The sequence below is a fragment of the Pelagibius litoralis genome, assembly GCF_011683915.1.
In the GTDB taxonomy this organism is placed as follows: domain Bacteria; phylum Pseudomonadota; class Alphaproteobacteria; order Kiloniellales; family Kiloniellaceae; genus Pelagibius; species Pelagibius litoralis.
Map to the genome: position 1 here is coordinate 91,059 of NZ_JAAQPH010000006.1, position 22,318 is coordinate 113,376.

The following is a 22,318-nucleotide window of genomic DNA, read 5'->3' on the forward strand; positions in this document are numbered from 1 at the left end:
CCCTGGGCATCCAGTGAGGAGGGTTCGGCATGACCGCAAGCGAGAGTCTTCTGTCGCTGCGACGGATTACCAAGGGTTTCGGTAAGATCCCCGTCTTACACGAAATCGACCTGGACATCGGCAGCAATGAGATCGTTGCCCTGGTCGGTGACAACGGGGCCGGGAAGTCGACCCTGATCAAGGTCATTACCGGTGTGCACAGCCCGTCCTCGGGCGAGGTCTGGTTCAAGGGCGAGCGGCGCAACGAGCACTCGGTAAAACGTTCGCGCGAGATCGGCATCGAGACGGTCTATCAGGAGCGCGCGCTGGCCGATCAACAGGCGCTGTGGCGCAACATGTTTGCAGGGCGGGAACTGACCAACCGCTTCGGCTTCATCGATGTTGCCAAGCAGAAGGCGGAAACCGAGCGCCTGCTGCGCCGGCAGATGGGTTTCACTTCCAAGGCCATCACCATCGATTCGGAAGTGCGCGGCCTTTCCGGCGGCGAGAAGCAGGGCGTCGCCATCGGCCGGGCCCTCTACTTCGATGCCGACCTCATTATCCTGGACGAACCCACCATGGGCCTCTCCCTGAAGGAGACGACGCGGGTGCTGGATTTCGTGAAGGATATCCGCCGCCAGGGAAAGTCGGCGATCTTCATCGATCACAACATCTTCCACGTCTACGACGTCTGCGACCGCTTTGTGATTCTGGATCGTGGCCGTATTGCCGGTGACTTCCGCAAGGAAGAACTCAGCCAGCCGGAACTGGTACGCAAGATGCTGCTGCTGGCCACCACCGGCAGCCTGGACGAGGAGGGCGCGCAGGCATGAGCGGGGGAAGCGAACAGGTGACCGGCGAAGCCGTCGCACCGCAGCCGGTGGCCAAGGGCCGCGATTGGGCGGCCTTCGTCGCGGCGCATAAGATCCAGATCGCCATTACCTTGATCCTGGTGGGGCTCTATTCGCTGTTCCTCACCGGCAACCCCGATGTTTTTCTACGCTACGACATCTATCGCTCTTTCATGTCGACAATGCCCTTTTTCGGCATCATGGCGCTGGCGATGACCTTTGTGGTGACGCTGGGCGAAATGGACCTTTCCTTCCCCTCGGTGATGGGGTTTTCCACCTGGGTCTTCGGTACGGTCTATGTGTCGAGCGAGAGCTTTCTGCTGGCCTTGCTGGCCTGCCTCTTGGTCGGGGTCATTGCCGGGCTGGGTAACGGGCTGCTGGTGGCCAAGGTCGGCATCCCCTCCATCGTCGCGACCATCGGCACCATGTTTTTGTGGCGCGGCGCGGTGAACATGGCGGCGGAAGGCAAGGGCATCGCCCTTGTTTCCCTGCGCGAGTCGCCGCTGCATCAGGTCTTCGTCGGCCGGCTCTTCGACGATGTCCTGCCGATGCAGTTTGTCTGGATGGTGGCGATTGCCGTGTTCCTGGGATTGATCTACCGGCGCCATCGTTTCGGCAGCCATGTGCTCTTCGTCGGCGACAACGCGGCTTCCGCGGCGATGATGGGTATCAAGGTCGACCGCGTTAAAATCGCCTGCTTCATGCTGGTCGGCGGTTTCGCCGCCCTGGCGGGCGTTTTCCTGACCTCGGAGGTGACCTACTTCTGGCCGAGCCAGGGCGACGGCATGCTGCTGACGACGCTGGCGGCGGTCTTCATCGGCGGTACCTCGGTTTTCGGCGGCAAGGGTACGCTCTACGGCACCTTCATCGGTGTGCTCATCATCGGGTCCCTGGAAGCGGGCATCGTGGCGATCGGCCTGACCGGGTTCTATGTGCAGTTCCTCTACGGTCTGCTGATCACCGTTTCGGTTTCCATCTATGCCCTGCTGTTGCGCCGGGGGGGCTAAGCTTTGGATTTGACGGCACCGGCCCGCTCCCCCTCCCGACCACCCAACGCGATTATACTGGTGGGTGGTCGGGAGGGGGAGCGGGCCGGAACCGCTTCGACGTAAGTCGAAATACCCTAAAAGGCCGTCAGGCCGGCATAGATCAGCGCCAGGACCGCCATGGCGACGAGGGTATAGGGCAGGTTCCATTTCCAGGCCAGCTCGATGCCGCTGTGGCCGCTGGCGCGGGCCAGCATCAGGGTGCCGGAGGCAAAGGGCGCGCCGGTGGTGCAGATCGCCGTGCCGGCGGCAATGGCCAGCGCTGCCAGTGTCGGGCTCACCGGAATGATCCCGAGGTCGGCGACCAGACTGCCCAGGAACACCGCCGTGGTGATCGGGCTGAGAGCGATCTGTCCGCCCAGCCAGACAAAGGCGCTGAGACCGAAAAGGAACAGCCAGCCGGGCATCTGTTCGACCGAGAGGGCGCTGGCGACCTGATCGGCCGGGATCAGCCGGGCCGCCAGCGTGCCGATGAAGCCAGCGGCGCCGAGCGAGACCGCTTCGCGTACAAAGGACGGCAGGTTGCCGGTGGTGATCGCGCCGAGCCGGACGAGGCTGCCGCGCAGCTTGGCCGTCGCCGAGTGTCCCCCCTGCTGTGCGAAGACCCAGACCATCAGAACCAGGGGCGCGGCCAGCATGACGCCGTTCACCAGAGAGACCGAACCCAGGGTGCTGAGGGCCAGGGTCAGGCCAAGCAGGAGCGCGGAGATGCAGCCCAGGCGGAAAAAGGCGGGTCCCGGGAAAGCCTGGCCGCCGGTTTCCGGCATCTGGCCGCTGTTGCGCAAGCGGCGGCGCAGCGGCCACCAGCGCAGCATGTCCTCCAGCCAACTGACCAGCAGCATGACGAAGGCGACGGCCAGGCCGGTGACCAGCAGGCGGCCGGTCTCGATACCCGGAATCAGCGTCGGCAGGATCGCCTGGGTGACCGCTGTCGGGGCCCAGACCAGAAACCAGGCGAAGCCGCGCAACAGCGCCGAGAGCTGGCGGCGCTCGCGGACCCGCCCGATCTCGTCCAGGGCTTCGCCAGTGGATTTGTCGCCGCGAACGCCGCGCAGGATGATCGGCGCGAGCAGAGAGAGAGCCCCGAGGTTGATCAGCACGGAAAAGAAGTGGCTGCCCATGAAGACGGCGAGGAAACGCCGCTGCGGGGGTTGCCGGGTGATGTAGGTGCCGCAGTCGCGCACTGCGGGTGAGGTAATGCCGCCTTCGCGCAACAGGCCCATCAGTAGAATGAAAGCGGCCAGGAAAGAGGCCCGCTCCAGACCGCGCTCGATTGTCTCGGCGGCGTCGGGCAGGCGATAGAGAGCGAGCGCCAGCAATACCAGCGCGATGCCGAGAAGGTAGAACTCCCGCAGCCGCAACCGCGTGAAGCCGAGCAGCGGCGTCGCGAGAACCAGCACCTGCGTGCCCAACTCGGCAAAGCGGCCGGGCGAGAACAACTGCAGCAGTTCGCAGGCCATCAGGGCCAGCAGCAAGGGCCCAAGAAACGGCCCGGGCGATGTCGGCGCGGAAGGGTCGCCCGCCGGCGCCGGGGCGGACATCCTAGGGCAGGGGGCCCAGTGCCTCGGCGTAACGCCGGGCGCAGGCGAGGCCGAAGTCGCTGGGCTGCAGCGCCGGCGCCCGGTCGTGAACGGTCAGGCCCAGCCGTAGCGCGGCGATGCGTTTGCCGTAGCAGAGCAGGGTTTCGATCGATTGCATGACGAAGGTGATGGTCGGCAGGATCTCGCGGTACAGCGCTTCGGCGGCGGCTTCATCCTCGGCCTTTCCACTGCGCATCAGTTCGTAGATACGGATCTGCCGGTCGAAACAGTCCGGCGCGGGGACCAGCCCGGCACAGCCGGCGCGCAGGTTGTCCGGCAGCTCCAGCCCGCCACGCCCGTTGAAAACGGTCAGCCGGCCCTCGGTCTCCGCGATCATGCGCTGGATCGTCAGCGCCGGGCCCTCGCCCTTCAGCAGGCAGACGTTGGGATGTTGCCGGTTCAGCTCGAAAAGGCCGGCGGCGGAGAGCCCGATGCCGATATAGTCCGGCGCGTTCTGGATGGCGATGGGCAGGTCGATCTGCTCGGCGACGGCACCGAAGAAGCGGACGTATTCGATCTCCGGCAGGCCCTTGACCGGCGGCGGCTGCAGGATCAGCCAATCGGCGCCCGCAGCGGCGGCGGCCTTGGCCATGGCGACCTGCTGGGCGACCGAGTTCCCGAAGATGGTGAGGGCCACCGGGCAGCGCCCGGCAACGTCGCTGCAGACCCAGTCCATCACCTGGCGGCGCTCCGCCTCGCTCAGCTTGGCGACCTCGGTTGCCAGCCCCAGCGCCGCAATGCCGTGGGCGCCCTGGGTCAGGCAGGCCTCCACCTGGCGGCGCATGGCATCCCGGTCCAGCGCGCCGGCCTCGTCGAAGAAGGCGTAGAGCATGGGATAGATGCCGTGAAAGCTGGAAGCGGTGTCCGGTTCGGTCAGGTTCGTCATGCCGTTTCCAGCGCCGGTGCAAAGCGCAGCTTGGCGGCAAAGCGTTCGCCGGGGGCAAGGCTGCGAAAACCGGTGTCGCCGCGGCCTTCCTGGGCCAGGTTCACCGCATCGGTCATGGCGGAAACCGGCTCAACGCAGAAGAAGTTTTCACCCGGCGGCGTGAAGACGACCAGGAAGCCCAGCGAGGCGCCGGAGTAGATTGTCATCTTGGCCCGCCATTCCGGCCATTCGATGACCGCCTTGCCGCCGAAGCCGGCGAAACAGTTGTCGATGCCGGCGCTGCTGGGCAAAACCCCGTGATTGGGGTCCTTCTCCGGCGGCGGCGTGACCATCAGTGTCGGCATGACTTCATCGTCGTTTTCCCACATGCGCCCGACCTCGGCGGTCAGACGGCATTCCGGGGTTCGCGGGAAATAGGGGTGCAGGCCAAGGCCCACAGGCATCGATTGATCGCCTTCGTTGGAAACGGCGATCTCGACCAGCAGATCGTCTTCGCTGAGCTCAAAGCGCTGCTCCGCGCGATAGGCTGCCGGCCATTCGCCGCGGGTGGCACTGTCGCTGTTCTCGAAGACCAGGGTGGCGCTCGCCTCGCCGCGGGCTTCGACCTGCCAGCGGCCCTGCCATCCATGGCCGTGGATCGCGTGGCTTTCCGGCGGAAAGTTCAGCGGCAGCTGATAGAGTCTTCCCTCGAAATCGAAGCGCCCGTCGCGAATGCGGTTCGAATAGGGAACCAGGGGAAAGCAGGCGGTATCGGTCGGCGGGAAACCGCTCCCGGCCGGGGCCGGCCGCATCCAGTCGATCGCCCCTGCGCTTCCATGCCAGCGGAAGGCCGTGATGCAGCCGCCGTCCAGCGAAAGCTCCAGCTCTGCCCGGCCGGCCCGCAAAGTCACGCGGTCATCGGCCTTTTCTTCGGTCTTTGCCCTATCGTCCGGCATGTCGCAATCCTTCGTATCCTGCGCTGTTGCGTGTTCCGGTCACGAGGCTTGACGCCCCACATGGTTTCGCTAACCTATCAGCATATTGTATGAGGAATAGAGAGAAAGCACCTTTGCCGACTCTCTCCTCCCATCGGCTTCGCAAGGATGATTCGCGATGCCGCAAGGAAAAAACTGTGTCAGGGACGAAACCCGCGAGCAAGACCTACTCGAAGCGCAGCCTGCATGGGCTGGTTGCCCATGATCTCGGTCTTCGTATTGTCGGCGGCGAACTGCCATCGGATACCCTGTTGCCCAACGAGGCGGATCTCAGTGCCCTGCTCAAAGTTTCGCGCACCGCGCTGCGCGAGGCAATAAAGGTCCTCGCGGCCAAGGGGCTTCTGGTGTCCAAACCGAAAGTCGGCACCCGGGTCAGATCGCGCGCCGAATGGAACATGCTCGACCCCGACATTCTGGCCTGGCATTTCGAAGCGGCACCTTATGAGGACTTTGTCCGGGGCCTCTTCGAGATGCGCCAGATCATCGAACCTTCCGGGGCGGCAATGGCGGCGCAGCGGCGCAGCAAAACCGAACTGGCGGCGATCCGGGCGGCCTATGAGGCGATGGAACGCGCGCCAAGCGGCAGCGACGCCGTGGTCGAAACCGACCTGCGGTTTCATCAGGCAATTCTCAATGCTTCGGACAATCAGTTCATGGGCTCGCTGGGCTCGCTGATCGAAACCGCGCTGCTCGGCTCGTTTCGGCTTTCCAGCGCGTCGCGGCCGGATGCTCATGTGACCTCTTTGCCCGGCCACAAGGCGGTCCTCGATGCCATCGAGCGGCGTGATCCCGAGGCCGCGCGCTCGGCGATGCGTGAGCTGCTGCGCGGCGCCAAGGCGGACGTTCTGGCGGTGCTTAAGCTGCCCCAGAAGAAGGAGCCGGCGGCCTTCTACAACTAAGAAATCCATGTCGGGTGAGCGCCGAAGGAGAGGGGAATGAGCGGCAGTGAGTACAGGGATGTGGTACGTCTGGAAAATATCCAGATGCACTACGGCAATGTTCAGGCACTGAGTGACATCAACTTTGCCGTCGGCCGCAACGAGATCGTCGGGCTGATCGGCGATAACGGCGCCGGCAAGTCGACCCTGATCAAGATCATGACCGGCGTCGAACGGCCCACGGCCGGAAACCTCTATATCCGCGACAAGAAAGTCGATTGGGAGGGATACTCCGTCGGCCGCGCTCACGAACTGCGCTTCGAGACGGTCTATCAGGAAAAGTCTCTGGGCGAGAAACAGCCGCTGTGGCGTAACTTTTTTGTCGGCCGCCAGATTACCAACCGCCTCGGCTTCATCAAGGTGAAGCAGCAAAAGCAGATCGCCAACGATGTGCTGCTCAACCAGATCGGTTTTCGCGGCGCCGGCATCGATGCGGACAGTCCGGTCGCACAGCTTTCCGGCGGCGAGCGCCAGGGCGTCGCCATCGGGCGGGCGATGCACTTCGATTCCGATCTTATCGTGCTGGACGAGCCGACGGTCGCCCTGGCGATCACCGAGGTGCGCAAGGTCCTGGACTTCGTGCGCGGTATCAAGGAGTCGGGCCGCGCCTGCGTCTACATCGAGCACAACCTTGCCCATGTGCACGAACTGGCGGACCGTTTGGTGGTGCTGGACCGCGGGCGCGTCGTCCGGGAAATCCACAAGGGCGAAATGTCTCTGGCGGAGTTGACCTCGGCGCTGATCGACCTCCAGCATGCCAAGGTGGAAACAGCGGAGGCCGGGTCGTGAGCGGTCGGGCGAAAAGCCTTCCCCAGATCGAAGGCCTGCCGATTGTCGGGGTCTTCGTGTTGCTGGTCGGCCTCTTCATGGTGTTGGCGCCCAATGTCTTCCTCGGTTACCGGATCTACATGTCGTTCCTGATCACGGTGCCGCCGATCCTGTTGCTGGCCCTGGGCCTGACGCTGGTCATCGCGGCAGGGGAAATCGACCTTTCCTTTCCCTCTGTCATCGCTTTTTCCGGTTTTCTCTTCGCCTACCTCTTCAAGACCTATGAGCTGACCTGGCTGGCGCTTCTGGCGGCCCTGGCCGGCGGCGCCTTGATCGGTTTCGTGAACGGTATCCTGGTGGCGGGTATCGGCGTGCCGTCGATCATCGCGACCCTGGCGATGCAGTTCTTCTGGGGCGGGATCACCACGGTGCTTTCCGGCGGACTTTCCTACAACATCCGCGCGGTGAAGGAGACCGCGCTCTGGGAGGTCTTCGTCGGCCGTATCGGCGTGCTGCCCGTGCAGTCGCTCTGGGTCCTGGCGCTGGCGATCTTTCTCTGGTTCCTGCTGAACCGCCACCGTTTCGGCGAGCATCTGTTGTTCATCGGCGACAGCGCCAAGGTGGCGCGCGTCGTCGGTATCCCGGTCAATCGCGAACGTATCAAGCTGTTCACCCTGATGGGGGTTCTGGCCGCCTTTGCCGCCGTCCTGCTGACGCTGGAGAACAAGAACTTTTTCAATACCCAGGGCCAGGGCTTTTTGCTGATTGCCCTGGCCGCCGTTTTCATCGGCGGTACCTCGATATTCGGGGGGCAGGGCAGCATCGTCGGCTCGTTCTTCGGGGCCTTCATCATCGTGATGATCGAGGCCGGTCTGGTGGCCAGCGGTATCCAGGGGTTCTGGGTGCGCGCCGTGGTCGGGCTGGTCTTCATCGGCGCGGTCATCTTTCATCTGCTGGTCGAAAATCCCGGACGTCTGGCGGCGCTGCGGCGCTTGTTGAGGCGCGATGGTTAGCGCCGCCTGAGTTCCGGTTTGTTGTTTAGGGGAGGGTCGCCCGGTACCGGCCCGATACAAAGAAAATCCAAACAAATGGAGGAGAGGATGTCACAGCGGAATTCTTCAAGAATCTTTTCTCGGGCCTTGTTCGGTCTCGGTCTTGTTTCAGGTCTGGCGGTGCTCGCCGGCCCGGCAGCGGCGCAGAGCAGCGACAAGCCGCTCGGCGACGGCATGGTCATGTACATGCAGATGGGTGGCAATGCCGGCGACGGCGCGACCCTGGCGCGGACCACCGGGGCTCGGGATGCCGCCAAGGCCTTCGGCCTGCAGCTGATCGAGCAGTACTCGGCCTGGCAACCGGAAACCATGCTGAACCATTTCCGCGAGGGCATGGCGGCCAGCCCGGCCTGTATCGGTATCATGGGCCATCCGGGCAGCGATGCCTTCGCCGATCTGGTGGACGAGGCCCGCGAGGCCGGCATCGTGGTGACCAGCGGCAACGCGCCGCTCACCGAACTCTACAACAAGCATCAGGCCGGCGGCTTCGGCTATGCCGGCGTCGATCTCTTCACCGGCGGCTACATCACCGGCAAGTCGATGGCCGACCAGGGCTTGCAGAAAGGCGACAAGGCGCTGGTCTACGGCCTGTTGTCGGAAGCAGAGCGCGGCCAGAGCACGCTTGGCCTGAAAACCGCCCTGGAGGAGGCCGGCGTCACGGTGGACTATCTGGAGATCTCGCCGGAGGTGAATTCGGATTCCTCGTTGGTGGTGCCCATCCTGGCGGCCTATCTGGCGAACAATCCGGACGTGAAGGCGATCGGCACCCAGCATGGCGGCGTGACGGCCTTTATCCCCAAGGCGCTTGAGGATTCCGGCAAGAAGCCCGGCGACGTGGTGGTCGGCGGCATCGATCTGGCGCCGGCAACCATCGACGGCCTGGAAGAGGGGTGGATTTCCACCGTGTTGGACCAGCAGCTCTATTTGCAGGGCTTCCTGCCGGTCACCCAGTGCGTGCTCTCAGCCAAGTACGGCTTTACCGGGCTGTTCACCAACACCGGTTCCGGCACCGTAACCCCCAAGACCATCGGCGCCCTGGTCCCGCTGATCGAGAAGGGTATTCGTTGAATCTGGCGCCAGTCTGAAAACCTGATGCGGCCCGGCTGGTCCGGGCCGCTTTTTCTTTCCGCGCTCTCTTTCGGATTAGCCCGGGGTTTCCGTCTGCCGGCGTCCCGCCTTCTGTTATTGCTTCGTTTTGGCGAATCGTCGCGGCCGCTGGATTAGCGCTGACAAGAGGCGTAAGCTCGAACTGCAGCAAGCTGCGGCTGCTGCGAGGCGCCGGGGGGTTCGCCGACTCTGTTCCGCTTTCGATTGTCCGCTGAGATGGCGTGGCAGCGATGGTCCGGACAGGGCCGATCCACGAAGGGAACCGCTGCTTTTGCCGGCGGTCCCGAAAGAGGGGGCGAAAGATGCCGACGACCGCATCCGATATCATCTATGACTGCATCGTTCTGGGCGCCGGGATCAGCGGCGTTACGGCGGCGCGGGATCTTCAGCAGGCGGGCCTGAAGGTGCTGTTGCTGGAGGGCTCCAGCCGCGTCGGTGGGCGCATGTATTCCCGGCATGACTTCGTAAAGAAGAGCGGCAAGCCGGTGCCGGTCGAAGGCGGTGCCGAGTACATCCACGTGCCGGAGCAGGCACGCTACAAGGAATTCTGGCAGGAGGTGCGCAAGCACGGCTTCACCACCTCGCCGTTTCACAAATGCGGCATGGGCATCTTGAAGATTCCCCGCAACCGCATGTACTTCAGCCCCTGGAAACGGACCAAGATGCTGGCAGAGGTTATCGTCCAGCCGGAATTCTGGTCGCTGCCCGATGCGCTGCAGAAAATCCAGGAATTCGATGCCGCGACCAAGGCCGACATGACGGCGGCCAGCTTCGTGAAGCGTTACGCCGCCAAGAACGACCTGTCGAAACGCGGTCTGGCGCTGCTGGCCTATACCCTCTCGGCCCACACGCCGGGGCCGTTGAACGAAATCTCCATTGCCGGGTTGAAGACCGATGCCATTGTCGATCAGTTGATGGAGCGCAAGGAGTTGCGCATGGAGCATGACGCGGCCAAGCCCTTCGGCCTTTGCGGTTTCGACAGTCTGCCCAACAGGATTGCCGCGGAGTTCCGCAAGGCCGGCGGCAAGCTTGAGAAGAGTCGCGCCGGGTCGACCAACCGCAAGGTCGCAGCGGTTGAACGCCTCGCCGACGGCAAGGTGAAGGTAACGACGACGGGCGGGCAGATCTTCACGGGAAAGACAGCCGTCTGCACGTTTTCCGCCGGCATGCTGAATCCGAAAAGCGGCGAGGGCGACGCCATCTTCGGGCCGCTTCTGACCGCTGCCAAGCGCGAAGCGCTGGGCCTTGTCCGCATGGGGGCGATCACCAAATTCGCGCTGGAGTTCAAGGAACGCATCTGGGTCGACGACGGCGGCGAATCGGCCAGCCATCTTGCGGTGCTGAGCAATCCCGAAGGCAAGGCACGCACTTTCTTCTCGTCCTTTCCCAAAGAACACCATGGCCCCCATGTGCTGACCGGGTTGCTGATGAACCAGGACCACGACCAGATCGCCGAGATGGACGACGAGGCGGCGGTGGCCCACGTCTTCGAGGCACTTGGCAAGGTCTATGGGCGCAACCGCCGTTGGACGCAAAAAGCCGTACTGGCGGGCAAGCTCGGCAGTGGTGGCAAATTCAAGCCGAATTTCCTGCGTCAGGACTGGTCGAAAGACCCCTTCGCAAAGGGTGGCAATTCCTATCTGGCTTTTGCGCCGCAACGCCAGGGTCGCATGCTGGCCAAGCAGGCGCGTGAAGCCCTGAAAGATCCACGCGAAACGCTGCCGCTTTTTTGGGCCGGTGAAGCCGTTGCGCCGGCCTATGACCGCGATTATCAGCCCCTGGCTGTACACGGTGCTTACATTTCCGGACGTCGTGTTGCAGAGGACGTGCTTCATTATCTGAAGAATGCCGGCCGCAACGCCGGCCGTTTCGACCGCTACTACCGGGGAAAATACCTATAAAACCGAACCTTGTTTGGCAACTGAAAGCGGCGATTTCAACGGCATGCATTTGGTTGTTTTGATCTCTCCGAGAAGCCTTTAATCTACCGGCCGGTGACATAGTGATGTGAGACGGAGAGTGGGAATGTCGGCAGTGAAATGCCTGTGGCCTGCGGCGGCGACGCTGGGGGAGGGTCCACTTTGGTCGGCCACCGAGGGCGCGCTGTATTGGGTGGATATCAAGGCCCCGGCGCTGCATCGTTATCGTCTTTCCGATGGCGACACCACGTCGTGGGTCATGCCGGAGAGGATCGGCTGGGTGATCGAGCGGGCAAACGGCGAAGGCTTGGTTGCCGGCCTCAAGGAGCGCGGTTTTGTCTTTCTGACGCCGGGCAGCATGGCGGTGGAGGCGATCGGCCAACCCGAGCCCGATTACCCCGACAATCGTTTCAATGATGCCAAGGCCGATTCCGCTGGGCGGATCTGGGCCGGCACCATGGACGACAACGAACGCGAAGCCAGCGGAAGCCTGTATCGCCTCGATCCGGATCTGGATTGGCAGCGTGTCGATAAGGACTACGTGGTCACCAACGGCCCGGCGTTGAGTCCGGACGAGCGTGTCCTCTACCACACCGACACCTTCGAGGGGACGATCTACGCTTTTGATCTGACCGGGTCCGGCAAGCTTTCCGGCAAGCGCGTCTTTGCCAAAATCCCTGAGGGAGACGGCTATCCCGATGGCATGACCTGCGATGCCGAGGGCGGGCTCTGGGTTGCCCATTGGGGTGGCTGGCGGATCAGCCGCTTCAAGCCCAACGGTGAGCTTGACCGGGCAATCGAGATGCCGGTCGGCCAAGTGACCAGTTGCGCTTTCGGCGGCGAAAACCTCGACCGGCTTTTTGTGACCTCGGCGGCTATCGGTCTTAGCGCAGAAGACCTTGAGGCGCAGCCGCTTGCCGGCGGCCTCTTTGAGGTCGAGACCGGGAAGACCGGTTTGCGCCCGGGTTTGTTCGCCGGCTAGAGTTTCACGTCCAGCGCCGAACACGCCGAAAGGATTCGGGGGTCAGAGCCGACCGACCGGCAACCCCGCAATGGCTGTTTTGAGCCCGGAGCGCACCTTCGTTGCACCGCATTGAATTACGTCACTGTGCAGCTTTGGGGAGGTTCACAGTACGCGGGGGTGGGTGGTCTTCCTGACGGCCCGGCCCAGCTCGCCCCTATTTTATCTTTTTACCGGCGATCGACAGCGGCTGCCTTGTGGCGTTGGAATCTGCGGTTGCAGAAACTTTCGGTTTGACCTGTTTGGGTTTCTTGGCCTCTTTGTTGCCGCGCTTGTTGTCGCCTTTAGACATTGGCTCTCCTTCCAACGTGCAGCAAGCGCTGGTCTTGGTGGCCAAGACGCGTCCGCTTGCAGCGGGTTATCCATTGACTGCCTGAAATTGGCACTCAATGGTTTGATTTCTTGGTCTGTTATATACGGCTGGCCCCCTGGGCCGAGGCGGCTGCGAGCTGGTGCCGATACCGCTGACCAAGCGCGTCGCGCGGAACGCTGAAAAGGCTGTTTGCCGTTGCGAAATCGTCGTGCGTGTCGATCTCGGTCCAGTTCAGATCCGTTATTTCGAGCGCGTGAAAGGCTGTACCCTGCGCCATCAGTCGCTCGTAAGCGGCCTCGTAGTAGTCCTGCTGATGCGCGTCATCTGCCATCATCAAGGTCAGTTCGGCAAACAGAAGCTTGGCGGTCTCGGCGCTGATCTTCTCGATCCCGATGGACTCTCCCAAGGCAGTTTTTGGATCAACTGTCTTGCTCGCCTGCAGAATACGCAGCTGATCGTCGATGATCACTTTCACCTCTTCGGCATCGAGCTGGATATCGCGATCGATGCACAGGGCGTTCTGGAAATCACTATCGATCAGGCGACGCAGGATGCTCGGGTCGAAGACCACGTCGGCATCAAACTTGATAAAGTCGCTGCCGCCGATGGCGCGTTCGGTCAACATCAGGGAATAGCCGGTATTCGTCCTGGTGTATTTGTCATTGACGACAAATGTGATCTGCAGTTCCGGAAAGGTGTCGTCGACGAAGCGCCTGATCCGTTCCTCCAAATAGCCCAGAACCAGGACAAATTCGGAGATGCCGCAACTCTGGCAATTACGGATCATGCGTTCGAGGATTGGCGTGCCCGCGACCGAGAGCAGGCTTTTTGGGCAGTCGTCCGTCAGCGGCCGGATCCGGGACCCGACACCCGCCGCCAGAATGACAGCCTTGTGGGCTGGCTTGGGGGGAGATTTCATTTTGAACAGGCTTCCCTTCTGCTGCGCATCCGCGCGTTATTTGAGGATCGGAAGTTGGTGATTCTGCTGGATCTGTCGACCGTGTTGGACGGCGCGATACAGGCCCCAGAAAAGCTGGCCGCCGGCGAAGATCCAAAGCATCGGCTCAAGCGCATCGAAAAGCAGCGCGGCCGACAGCATGAAGATGAACACGCCTTCGTCGAAGTGGAAGATCTTGCGCTGCTCCCTTGCAAACCATGTCAGGTTCGCGCGCAGCCCAAAGCCCAGACCCGCGACCTTTTCAGGCTTCTTCCATTGGGACATCTTGGCGAGATAGCCTGGGTCACGCCCCGTTTCGATCTCAATGGCGATGTATTTTGTGTAGCCCCGCAGACCATACAACGCGATGCCGATGAGGGCTAAAACAACGGGTGTGACGCTGGACGACTGAAGATAAGCTGCATAACCTGCCGCGCCGAACCAGAGCGTGACCTGCACTTGGTCGGTCAGGCGGTCGTAATAGCTGCCGATGGGCGAGGACACCTGCCGGTAGCGCGCCATCTGCCCGTCCATGCAATCGAGCATATGGCTCAGATGGATCAGAACGGCTGCTGCGATGAAATTCGCGGACCCGCCAATGACAATGCACAGCGACGCCACCACAGCCACAAGGAACGACGCCCCTGTGATCCTGTTCGGGGTGATCCAAGGCGCTTCCACCGCGCCGTAATTCACAGCGATAGCCATGGGGGCAGTGACAAAGGATGACCACCACTCATCATCCACGGTCTTGGTGGCCCAAAGCCGTGCCAGCTTGCCGGTCATGGAGCGGTTGACGCCAGGGCGCCGCACAGGGGAGTGATCAGCGCCGGGCTCGGCTCGGCTGGTCTGATCGGAACCACGAGATCAGCCGCCTCGGTTTGCAAGGTCACAAGAACTTCCCTGAGGGTCTGCAGGAAGAACTTGATGTCGAACTTGGACATCTCTCCGATATTGCCGACCTGGAAGACCTTGCCCTGGAAACAACCTTTGCCCTCGTAGATGATGATGGATTTCTCGCGCAGACGATCTCGTAAATCACCGACCTTCACCGAAGGGGGTACGATGACCGTCGTGAGAACCGAGCACATGTCCTGCTCATCGATCAAGAATTCGAGATTCAGTTTCCGCATTCCCCATCGCAATTGTTCGGCGCGGGCGCGGATCGTAGCAAAGCGTTTCGACACGCCTTCGCGCAGGATGTTCGTCAAGGCCTGCTCCAGCGCAAAGAACAATGGCACTGCCGGGGTATTTGGCGTTTGTGAGCGCGCTTTGAGGAAGTCGTAGAATGTTGCGAGGTTCAGATAGGTTGTGTTCGCCTTATGGGCCTTCAGTTTCCTGAACTGTTTTTTGCGGCCGATCACGAAGGATAGGCCGGGATAAGACCCGATCGCCTTGGAACTGGAACTGGAACAGAACGCGATATTGCAAGCCTCCAGGTCGACCATCTCGGCGCCCACGCTGCTGACACCGTCCACGACAAAGATTGCCCCTTGCGCTTTCGCCATTGCGCCGACTTGCGCCAGTGGGTTCAACATGCCTGAGCAGGTCTCATGATGGACCATCGCCACCACATCGATTTTGTGGCGCATCAGATAGGCCTCGACCTCAAGCAGATTGAAGGGCTCGCCCCACGGCACCTCAATAAGATGGGTCCGGTCGTTATGGATCAGAGAGGTCTTGTGCAGGCGCTCGCCAAACTCGCCGTTTGACAAGATCAGGATACGGCCTTTTCCTACAACGGAGGAGAGCATCGCTTCATTCGCTGCCGTGCCTGATCCGGTGATCACCACAGCGCGGTAGCGGCCGCGTCTCCTGATCTGAAAAAGCGAAAGAAGTTTCTGCTCGATACTGGCAAGCAGCGCATCAAAATCGGCTTCTCTGTGGCAAATATCTTCTTTCGAGATCGCCACGCGCAGGTTCTCAGCCACGTTTACAGGGCCGGGGGTAAAGAGAAGATACTTGTCCAAATCTGTACAAACTCCTGCGGCGCGCGGCCGTTAGACCTCGCGGTCGCGTGATTGCTGCGCGCCCATGAGAGACACCGCCCAGGTTCAGGGCGCGGTCAGCGAGAGGGCACAAATCGATTCAGGAAATCAGCAACACAGCTAGATCTGTTCGGTATTCTTCAGGAAAGGAGCCTTCCTGAATCCAACGATGCTGATAAAAAAACGTCGTGAACTGCGCCAGCGGGAATCGTGAAAGTAACCCGCTAGAGATTAGTCAATGCAGCTTGCAAGTTAGCGCAGCAGGGCTAATCGGCATCACCGTGGTGCAGGCAACTACACCGCCGATGTCTTAGATAGTCATGCCAGTCGAGATCGGTATCATCAGTTGGGCTACAGGGATCATCCTCCCCTGAAGTCTCCAACACCTCAGCCCTTTCCGAGGTATCAAGCGCTCAATGCATACAACGCTCGAAGGCTTTACATGTACAGAAATGATGGCTGACAAGCAAAGCAATTCGAAAAAAGACCCAAACCTACCCGGCTTGTCTGGGGCGCAATAAAACTATTCAGCCTGTACAGGCGGGCCAACACTCACCAACATTAAATAGAAAACCGGGGAAAGCCTGGACATATAGTCCCACCGTCCCTGGTTAACCAGCTCCGCTGGCCGCTTACTTCTTCATTTTCGATTTGGCCTTGGCGGTGCCCGGCTTCTTCGGTTTTTCCGCCAGGTCGAGGCCGTTGAAGTTGGCGATGGCGTCGGCCAGCATCGGCATGTGCTGGTCGCCGCGGCCCATCGCCAAGGCCATGGTGTAGTCCTGCTGCACCGCCGAGGAAACCATGGTGGTCAGCTTCTCTGCATTGACCATCTGGTTGTAGTAGCTGATGTCCTTCAGGCAGTTGGCCAGGGTGAACTCGTGGGCCTTGGGGTCGCGGCCGATCACCCACTTGCTGACGTTCTGGAAAAACCCGCTGTTCATCCCGCCGGCGGAAACCACATCGTAGAGTTTTTCCAGGGGCACGCCGGTCTTCTTTGCTGCTGTGTAGGCCTCGGCGAAGGTTGCGGCAAAGCTCAGAGAGATGAAGTTGTTGATCAGCTTGATCTTGTGGCCGGCGCCCACGGGCCCGACGTGGATGATGTTTTCGGCCCAGGTCTCCATGATCGGCCTGACTTCTTTCAAGGTCTTTGGGTCGGCGCCGACCATGGCGTTCAAGCGGCCCAGTTCCGCCTCCTTGGGGGAACGGCCGAGCGGGGCATCGATCAGGCTCACGCCCAGCGGCTTCAGCTCGGCCGCCAATGCCAGGGTGGAATTCGGGTCGGCGGTCGAGCAGTCCACAATGATGAGGCCCTTGTGGGCGCCGGCCTTGATGCCGTCGGCACGGCGGATCAGGTCTTCCACCTGCAGCGATGACGTCACGCAGAGGAAGATCACGTCGCAATCCCGTGCCATCGCCGCCGCGCTTTTGGCTTCCTTGGCGCCGCGTTTCACCAGGTCTTTTACCGGTTTCTTGTTGCGATGGCCCATGACGGAAAGGGGATAGCCCTTTTCCACGATGTTCTTGGCCATGCCGTGGCCCATCAGGCCGACGCCGATAAAGCCGACACTTTGCTTTTCCTTGCTCACGCCGCTGTTCCTCCAGGTCTTGGATTTATGGTGCCGGGGTTGTCCCGCTTCAGTCGCTGGCGACCAGATGCTGGCGCTGCTCGCCCAGGCCTTCGATGCCCAGTTGCATGCTGTCGCCCGGCTTCAGGTAGGTCGGCGGCTTCTGGCCCATGCCGACGCCCGGGGGTGTGCCGGTGGTGATGATATCGCCGCTGGCCAGCGACATGAACTGGCTTACATAGCTGATCAGATGCGCGACCGGGAAGACCATGGTCTTGGTGCTGCCGTCCTGATAGCGGTGCCCGTTTACCTCCAGCCAAAGCGGCAGGTTCTGCGGGTCGGGCACCTCGTCGGTCGTGACCAGCCAGGGGCCGACCGGGCCGAAGGTGTCGGCGCTCTTGCCTTTCACCCACTGGCCCGTGCCCTCAAGCTGAAAGGCGCGTTCGGAGACGTCGTTCACGATGCAGTAGCCGGCAACATGATCAAGCGCATCGGCTTCGTCGATGTACTTGCCCGGTGTGCCGATCACCACGGCCAGTTCGACCTCCCAGTCGGTTTTCTCCGAGCTGCGCGGTATCACCACGTTGTCATTGGGCCCGCAGATGGAGGAGGTGGCTTTCGTGAAGATTACCGGTTCTCGGGGGACATCAACGCCGGATTCCTTGGCATGATCGGCATAGTTCAATCCGATGGCAATGAACTTGGCGACCTTGCCGACGCAGGCGCCGATCCGCGGGGCACCCTCGACCGCCGGCAGGCTCTCCGGATCGAGCGCCTTCAACTTGTCCAGATTCTCAGGCAAAAGGGCCTCACCGGCGATGTCGTCGATCTGGCCGGAGAGATCGCGGATTACGCCTTTACGGTCCATCGCCCCCGGCTTTTCCTGACCCAAGGCTCCATAGCGCAACAGTTTCATGTTTCTTCTCCCTTACTTTCTCTCAGCCTTATCGGACCGGCGTCAGAACCGGTTGGCCGGCAAAGTGCGCCCGCAGATTTTTTACCACCAGATCGCCCATGGCGTGGCGGGTTTCCACGGTGGCGCTGGCGGCATGGGGCTGCAGAACCACCTGATCCATTTCGAAGAGGGCTTCGGGAACTTTCGGCTCCTCCAGAAAAACGTCCAGGCCGGCGCCGCCGAGGCGGCCTTCCTGCAGCGCCAGAACCAGTTCGGCCTCGTCGACGACCGTGCCGCGGGCGACGTTGATCAACACGCCCTCCGGCCCCAGCGCATCCATGACGGCACGGTTGACGATGTTGTTGGTCGCCTCGCCACCGGGGCAGATCGCCACAAGATAATCGCAGTTCTCAGCCATCTCGACCAGGTTGTCGAAAAAACGATAGGACACGTCATCCTGTTTCCGGCGGCCGTGATAGCTCAGTTCCAAGCCGAAGGCGGAAGCTTTCTCGGCAATGTCCTTGCCGATGCGGCCCAGGCCCAGAATGCCCAGCTGCTTGCCGCGGATACTGTGGGTCAGCGGCATGGCGGCTTTCAGCCATTTGCCGTCGCGGACATAGCGGTCGCCGACGCAGATCCGCCGTGAGGTTGCCAGCAGCAGGGCAATGGCCATGTTGGCGACGTCGTCGTTCAGAACATCCGGCGTATTGGTGACGATCACTTTGCGCTTGGCCGCATGCTGCAGGTCGATGGAATCGACACCGACTCCATAACACCCGACGATCTCCAGATTCGGCAGGGCATCCATCAGGGCGGCGGACGCACCCAGATTGCCGCTGGTGCCGACGGCGCGGACGCGTTCACCGACCTCGGCAAGCAAGGCGTCGCGGTCTTCGGCTTCCCAGAGGCGGTGAACCGTGAAGTCCTCCTCCATTGCTTCCATGACATGCGGCATCATTGGGCCGACCAAAACAAGCTCCGGCTTCACTTTTTTCTCCGTACTGCTAGGGCGCCTGAGGGCGTGAGGTTTCGCGCGCTGGCGGATCTGACACGGTGGATGGCTGCCCTTCTTCTGTTGGGCATACATGATCAATAGCAAACCTTCCGCTCAGCGCCAAGCTGGCTCATCACGCCTTTGTCCCTGCTGCCGCTTTGTTCCCTCGTTGCGCAACAAGGGTGCGGCGGTCACAATCGGCGCCTGCGTTGAAAACCGAAACCATTGCGACAAAGCGGGGAGATAGAGGCGTGAAAGTTGTTATAACAGGGGGTGCCGGCTTCATCGGTCTTCGTCTGGCGGAAGAGTTGTTGCGGCGCGGTCGTTTGACCGGTCCGTCGGGTGAGCCTGAGGCAATCGATTCCCTGTTACTGTTCGATGTCAGCGAGCCGCCGGCGCGGCCCGCCTGGGCCGATGATCGCGTCACCTTTCAGAGCGGCGATATCTCCGATGCCGCGACGGTTTCGGGCCTGATCGACCGGGACGACATCTCGGTGTTTCATCTGGCCTCGGTGGTCAGCGGCGGTGGTGAGCTGGATTTCGATCTGGCGATGCGGGTCAACCTGCACGGTGGATTGAATGTCTTTGAAGCCTGCCGTGCCCGCAGTGGCCTGCCGCGGCTTGTTTTCGCCAGTTCGATCGCCGTTTTCGGCGGGGCGGGCATGCCCGCGGTAGTTGGCGACCACGTGAAGCAGACACCGCAGACGACCTACGGCATGACCAAGACGATCTGCGAACTGCTGGTGAACGATTACACCCGCAAGGGTTTCCTCGATGGCCGCTCGGCGCGCCTGCCGACCGTGATCGTGCGGCCGGGTAAGCCGAACCAGGCGGCCTCCAGCTTCGTTTCCGGACTGTTCCGCGAGCCATTGAACGGTGAGGTCTGCCGAATTCCGGTGGCGCCGGAAACCATGATGCCGGTGTTGGGCTACCGCTCCATTGTCGGCGGTTTCATTGCCCTTCACGAGGCCGATGGCGAGGCCCTGGGCGATGATCGGGCGGTCAGTCTGCCGAGTTTTACGGTCAGTGTTGCGGAAATGATCGAGGCGCTGAACCGCGTCGCAAGCGGACGCAGCCTGGGCGAGATCGTCTTCGAGCCCGATCCCTTCATCGAGGCGATTTGCGCCGGCTGGCCGCAGGATGCGTCCCATGATCGCGCCACGGCCCTTGGCCTGCCCAAGGACGCCAGTTTGGATGTCATCGTTGAGAACTACATAGAGGACTATCTGTGACGCCTGCCGGTGTGACACGTCCGGTTATCGCGGTTGACTGGGGCACCTCGTCGTTTCGTGCTTATGCCCTGGGCCCCGCCGGCGAGGTGCGGGAGCGCCGGGAAACGCCGCGCGGTATCCTTCGTGTGGAGAAGGGCGGGTTTCCGCAGGCCCTGTCAGAGGAAATCGGCGACTGGCTGGCCGCCCGCCCCGCCAGCCTGGTGGTGATGAGCGGCATGATCGGCAGCCGCCAGGGCTGGCAGGAGGTGCCTTACTGCGCCTGTCCCTGCGATCTTGCCGGATTGGCCGCTGGATTTGTGCGGCTTGACTGGCCGGAGGCGGAGGTCTGGATTGCCCCCGGTCTGAGCGACGAGACCGAGACCGGCCTGCCGGACGTCATGCGCGGCGAGGAGGTCCAGATTTTCGGCGCCCTGGCGGATCTGCCCGGCGGCAACGCCCTGGTCTGCCTGCCGGGAACGCACAGCAAGTGGGTGACGGTATCGGAGGGAACAATCGTCCACTTCGCGACCTACATGACCGGCGAAGTCTATGACCTGCTCCAGGCGCATTCGATTCTCGGGCGCCTGATGACCGACGAGGCGGTGGCGTCGGATGACTGGTTCGGCGAAGGGGTCGTCCGCGGCGCATCGGACGGCGCCTTGCTGCATATGTTGTTTTCCGTGCGCAGCCGGGTGCTGAGCGGGAACATGCCGGAGGCCGGCGCGCGCGCCTATCTGTCGGGCATGTTGATTGGTCACGAGATCGCGGCGGCCCTGCGGGCGGCGAAAGACAGGCCGGACGAAGTGGCGCTCCTCGGCGCGCCCGCCCTGGCAAGACTTTACGAGGAAGCCCTCGGCCGGCTCGGCTGCGCTCAGCGCCGGATCGGCAGCGATGTGGCTGCAAGCGGTTTGTTTCAGCTTGCACAACGGCTTCCTGACGGTACGACGATGCGGCATGAGGGTTAGAGCATGAAAGATCTGAAAGACTGGCTGGAAGAGATGCCGCTGGTGGCGATCCTGCGCGGTGTGAAGCCGGAGGAGGTGGTGGCCATCGCTCAGGCTTTGGTGGCTGAAGGCATCGGTATCATCGAGGTGCCGCTGAATTCGCCACGTCCTTTCGACAGCATTGCGGCTCTGGCGGAGGCCTGCGGTGACGATGCCCTGGTCGGTGCGGGAACCGTGCTCGACCCGGCGGATGTGGGCCGGGTCGCTGCAGCCGGCGGCCGGCTGATCGTGACACCCAATGCGGGCGAGGCCGTGGTAATCGCGGCCAAGGCCCAAGGCCTGGTCGCCATGCCCGGATTTGCCACCCCTACGGAGGGGCTGAGCATGGTCAAGGCCGGGGCCGATGCGGTGAAGCTGTTCCCGGCGGAGGCCAATCCGCCGGCGGTGGTGAAGGCGATGCGCGTGGTCTTTCCGCCGGACCTGCCGATCCTTGCCGTCGGCTCCATCACGCCGCAGAAAGTCGGCGACTACTGGGCGGCGGGGGCAAGAGGCTTCGGCCTGGGGGGCAGCCTCTATCGGCCCGGGGACGATGCGGCGACGATCGCCGCCAGGGTTCCCGGGTTTCGCGATGCCATCGAAAAGGCAAAGGCAGCCGCGGCGTGATGTGGCGCCGGATTTGCGTTACCGGCTGCCGGCAAAGGCGTTGATGCCGGGGTCGCTGTTCTCGATGTAGCGCAGCAAGGGCGCCCAGTCGTCGCGCAGATCTTCATACTGTTTGCCCGACAGGTCGAAGATGCTGAGACCCTGGGCGGCGATCTCGGTGTAGATGGTGCGATGGCGCAGACGGCCGACCCCTTTATGGCCGACGCCGATCATGAAGCTGTCCAGGCGGCCGGCGGAACGGGTGCCGAGCTGAACCCGGTTGCGCACCACCGCAACGGCCGTCCTGCTCTTGCGGATCGGCTTCAGGGTCTCGAGTTTTTTCAGAAAGTCGCCGGTTGCCGCAACGTCGAAGCCGGACGGCAGCACCGGCACGACCACCACATCCGCCATGCGCAGCAGATCGTCGATCTTGCCCATCTTCATTGCCGCGGGAGAGTCGATGATCAGGCGGTCGATGGCCTTGGGCGGCTTGCCCCAGCTGTCGCGCCAGTCCAGCGGCTGAATCGGACCGGCCTCTGACGGCCTTTGCTTCATCCAGCCCAGCGAACTGCCTTGCTTGTCCGCATCGGCAAGGGCGGTGCGCAGCCCGGCATTCGCAAAGGCCGCGGCGATGTGGGTGGCGACGGTGGTTTTGCCACAGCCGCCTTTGGGGTTAGCGACGAGAATCGTAATCATGACTCAAATCCT

Annotated in this window: 22 protein-coding genes; 11 read left to right on the plus strand and 11 right to left on the minus strand. The window is 62.3% G+C overall.

Features of this window, described 5'->3' with window-relative positions:
* Positions 1-29 precede the first annotated feature (29 nt).
* Positions 30-812: an ATP-binding cassette domain-containing protein gene (locus tag HBA54_RS09480; RefSeq protein ID WP_167223821.1), complete on the plus strand. Its 783-nt coding sequence runs from the start codon at positions 30-32 to the stop codon at positions 810-812.
* Positions 809-1,837 carry an ABC transporter permease gene (locus HBA54_RS09485; RefSeq protein WP_167223823.1) on the plus strand — a complete coding sequence of 343 codons (1,029 nt, stop codon included), beginning with the start codon at positions 809-811 and terminating at the stop codon, positions 1,835-1,837. Before HBA54_RS09480 ends, HBA54_RS09485 begins: the two co-directional genes overlap by 4 nt.
* Positions 1,838-1,953: 116 nt before the next feature.
* Here the strand turns inward: HBA54_RS09485 and HBA54_RS09490 are convergent, their stop codons facing one another.
* Genes HBA54_RS09490 through HBA54_RS09500 form a run of 3 tightly spaced genes read right to left on the minus strand, consistent with a single transcriptional unit; the run spans position 1,954 to position 5,277 of the window.
* Positions 1,954-3,417, minus strand: coding sequence for a hypothetical protein (locus HBA54_RS09490; protein ID WP_167223825.1), 1,464 nt, complete (start codon positions 3,415-3,417; stop codon positions 1,954-1,956).
* 1 nt (position 3,418) lies between these two features.
* Positions 3,419-4,342 carry a dihydrodipicolinate synthase family protein gene (locus HBA54_RS09495; protein WP_205944531.1) on the minus strand — a complete coding sequence of 308 codons (924 nt, stop codon included), beginning with the start codon at positions 4,340-4,342 and terminating at the stop codon, positions 3,419-3,421.
* A complete protein-coding gene (locus HBA54_RS09500) occupies positions 4,339-5,277 on the minus strand; it encodes an aldose 1-epimerase (RefSeq protein WP_167223827.1) in 939 nt (312 codons plus the stop codon). Before HBA54_RS09500 ends, HBA54_RS09495 begins: the two co-directional genes overlap by 4 nt.
* A gap of 176 nt (positions 5,278-5,453) precedes the next feature.
* On the opposite strand from HBA54_RS09500, the gene HBA54_RS09505 reads away from it, so the two are divergent.
* The 6 genes from HBA54_RS09505 to HBA54_RS09530 all read left to right on the plus strand — a co-directional run bounded on the left by HBA54_RS09505 (position 5,454) and on the right by HBA54_RS09530 (position 12,082).
* The gene (locus tag HBA54_RS09505; protein WP_322096006.1) at positions 5,454-6,215 is read left to right on the plus strand and encodes a FadR/GntR family transcriptional regulator; all 762 of its coding nucleotides are present in this window, start codon (positions 5,454-5,456) and stop codon (positions 6,213-6,215) included.
* Between the two features lie 36 nt (positions 6,216-6,251).
* Positions 6,252-7,043: an ATP-binding cassette domain-containing protein gene (locus HBA54_RS09510; RefSeq protein ID WP_167223831.1), complete on the plus strand. Its 792-nt coding sequence runs from the start codon at positions 6,252-6,254 to the stop codon at positions 7,041-7,043.
* The gene (locus tag HBA54_RS09515; RefSeq protein ID WP_205944532.1) at positions 7,040-8,035 is read left to right on the plus strand and encodes an ABC transporter permease; all 996 of its coding nucleotides are present in this window, start codon (positions 7,040-7,042) and stop codon (positions 8,033-8,035) included. The genes HBA54_RS09510 and HBA54_RS09515 overlap by 4 nt, the downstream gene beginning before the upstream one ends.
* A gap of 126 nt (positions 8,036-8,161) precedes the next feature.
* Positions 8,162-9,142 (plus strand): substrate-binding domain-containing protein, encoded by a 981-nt coding sequence (locus HBA54_RS09520; RefSeq protein ID WP_205944533.1) that lies wholly within the window; start codon positions 8,162-8,164, stop codon positions 9,140-9,142.
* Positions 9,143-9,483: 341 nt separating this feature from the next.
* Entirely contained in the window at positions 9,484-11,082 is a 1,599-nt protein-coding gene (locus HBA54_RS09525) for a flavin monoamine oxidase family protein (RefSeq protein ID WP_167223835.1), read from the plus strand.
* Between the two features lie 124 nt (positions 11,083-11,206).
* Positions 11,207-12,082, plus strand: coding sequence for an SMP-30/gluconolactonase/LRE family protein (locus HBA54_RS09530; RefSeq protein WP_167223837.1), 876 nt, complete (start codon positions 11,207-11,209; stop codon positions 12,080-12,082).
* A gap of 196 nt (positions 12,083-12,278) precedes the next feature.
* Here the strand turns inward: HBA54_RS09530 and HBA54_RS29420 are convergent, their stop codons facing one another.
* The 7 genes from HBA54_RS29420 to HBA54_RS09560 form a co-directional block, all read right to left on the minus strand.
* Positions 12,279-12,413, minus strand: a complete 135-nt coding sequence (locus HBA54_RS29420; protein WP_277345350.1) for a hypothetical protein — start codon at positions 12,411-12,413, stop codon at positions 12,279-12,281.
* Positions 12,414-12,531: 118 nt separating this feature from the next.
* Entirely contained in the window at positions 12,532-13,353 is an 822-nt protein-coding gene (locus HBA54_RS09535; protein ID WP_167223839.1) for a phosphocholine cytidylyltransferase family protein, read from the minus strand.
* Positions 13,354-13,389: 36 nt separating this feature from the next.
* Positions 13,390-14,157, minus strand: coding sequence for a CDP-alcohol phosphatidyltransferase family protein (locus tag HBA54_RS09540; protein ID WP_167223841.1), 768 nt, complete (start codon positions 14,155-14,157; stop codon positions 13,390-13,392).
* Positions 14,154-15,341: a pyridoxal-phosphate-dependent aminotransferase family protein gene (locus tag HBA54_RS09545; protein ID WP_167223843.1), complete on the minus strand. Its 1,188-nt coding sequence runs from the start codon at positions 15,339-15,341 to the stop codon at positions 14,154-14,156. The genes HBA54_RS09540 and HBA54_RS09545 overlap by 4 nt, the downstream gene beginning before the upstream one ends.
* 650 nt (positions 15,342-15,991) lie before the next feature.
* Positions 15,992-17,014: an NAD(P)-dependent oxidoreductase gene (locus HBA54_RS29635; protein ID WP_367575707.1), complete on the minus strand. Its 1,023-nt coding sequence runs from the start codon at positions 17,012-17,014 to the stop codon at positions 15,992-15,994.
* On the minus strand, positions 16,995-17,840 hold the full coding sequence (locus HBA54_RS09555; RefSeq protein WP_167223845.1) for a fumarylacetoacetate hydrolase family protein: 846 nt from the start codon (positions 17,838-17,840) through the stop codon (positions 16,995-16,997). The genes HBA54_RS29635 and HBA54_RS09555 overlap by 20 nt, the downstream gene beginning before the upstream one ends.
* Before the next feature lie 28 nt (positions 17,841-17,868).
* The gene (locus tag HBA54_RS09560) at positions 17,869-18,807 is read right to left on the minus strand and encodes a 2-hydroxyacid dehydrogenase (protein WP_322096007.1); all 939 of its coding nucleotides are present in this window, start codon (positions 18,805-18,807) and stop codon (positions 17,869-17,871) included.
* A gap of 257 nt (positions 18,808-19,064) precedes the next feature.
* Here HBA54_RS09560 and denD point away from each other — a divergent pair, with 257 nt between their 5' ends.
* The 3 genes from denD to HBA54_RS09575 are packed head-to-tail and all read left to right on the plus strand — an operon-like array spanning position 19,065 to position 21,631.
* Positions 19,065-20,045 carry a D-erythronate dehydrogenase gene (gene denD / locus HBA54_RS09565; protein ID WP_167223847.1) on the plus strand — a complete coding sequence of 327 codons (981 nt, stop codon included), beginning with the start codon at positions 19,065-19,067 and terminating at the stop codon, positions 20,043-20,045.
* On the plus strand, positions 20,042-20,989 hold the full coding sequence (locus HBA54_RS09570) for a 2-dehydro-3-deoxygalactonokinase (protein ID WP_167223849.1): 948 nt from the start codon (positions 20,042-20,044) through the stop codon (positions 20,987-20,989). The genes denD and HBA54_RS09570 overlap by 4 nt, the downstream gene beginning before the upstream one ends.
* 3 nt (positions 20,990-20,992) lie before the next feature.
* A complete protein-coding gene (locus HBA54_RS09575) occupies positions 20,993-21,631 on the plus strand; it encodes a 2-dehydro-3-deoxy-6-phosphogalactonate aldolase (RefSeq protein WP_167223851.1) in 639 nt (212 codons plus the stop codon).
* 18 nt (positions 21,632-21,649) lie between these two features.
* On the opposite strand, the gene HBA54_RS09580 is transcribed toward HBA54_RS09575, so the two are convergent.
* Positions 21,650-22,306, minus strand: coding sequence for a nucleotide-binding protein (locus HBA54_RS09580; protein ID WP_167223853.1), 657 nt, complete (start codon positions 22,304-22,306; stop codon positions 21,650-21,652).
* Positions 22,307-22,318 lie beyond the last annotated feature (12 nt).

Bases quoted from the DNA above. Each gene is read 5' to 3' on its own strand.
- HBA54_RS09480 (WP_167223821.1), top strand. From the start codon at position 30: ATGACCGCAAGCGAGAGTCTTCTGTCGCTGCGACGGATTACCAAGGGT.
- HBA54_RS09485 (WP_167223823.1), top strand. From the start codon at position 809: ATGAGCGGGGGAAGCGAACAGGTGACCGGCGAAGCCGTCGCACCGCAG.
- HBA54_RS09490 (WP_167223825.1), bottom strand. From the start codon at position 3,417: ATGTCCGCCCCGGCGCCGGCGGGCGACCCTTCCGCGCCGACATCGCCC.
- HBA54_RS09495 (WP_205944531.1), bottom strand. From the start codon at position 4,342: ATGACGAACCTGACCGAACCGGACACCGCTTCCAGCTTTCACGGCATC.
- HBA54_RS09500 (WP_167223827.1), bottom strand. From the start codon at position 5,277: ATGCCGGACGATAGGGCAAAGACCGAAGAAAAGGCCGATGACCGCGTG.
- HBA54_RS09510 (WP_167223831.1), top strand. From the start codon at position 6,252: ATGAGCGGCAGTGAGTACAGGGATGTGGTACGTCTGGAAAATATCCAG.
- HBA54_RS09525 (WP_167223835.1), top strand. From the start codon at position 9,484: ATGCCGACGACCGCATCCGATATCATCTATGACTGCATCGTTCTGGGC.
- HBA54_RS09530 (WP_167223837.1), top strand. From the start codon at position 11,207: ATGTCGGCAGTGAAATGCCTGTGGCCTGCGGCGGCGACGCTGGGGGAG.
- HBA54_RS29420 (WP_277345350.1), bottom strand. From the start codon at position 12,413: ATGTCTAAAGGCGACAACAAGCGCGGCAACAAAGAGGCCAAGAAACCC.
- HBA54_RS09535 (WP_167223839.1), bottom strand. From the start codon at position 13,353: ATGAAATCTCCCCCCAAGCCAGCCCACAAGGCTGTCATTCTGGCGGCG.
- HBA54_RS09540 (WP_167223841.1), bottom strand. From the start codon at position 14,157: ATGACCGGCAAGCTGGCACGGCTTTGGGCCACCAAGACCGTGGATGAT.
- HBA54_RS09555 (WP_167223845.1), bottom strand. From the start codon at position 17,840: ATGAAACTGTTGCGCTATGGAGCCTTGGGTCAGGAAAAGCCGGGGGCG.
- HBA54_RS09575 (WP_167223851.1), top strand. From the start codon at position 20,993: ATGAAAGATCTGAAAGACTGGCTGGAAGAGATGCCGCTGGTGGCGATC.
- HBA54_RS09580 (WP_167223853.1), bottom strand. From the start codon at position 22,306: ATGATTACGATTCTCGTCGCTAACCCCAAAGGCGGCTGTGGCAAAACC.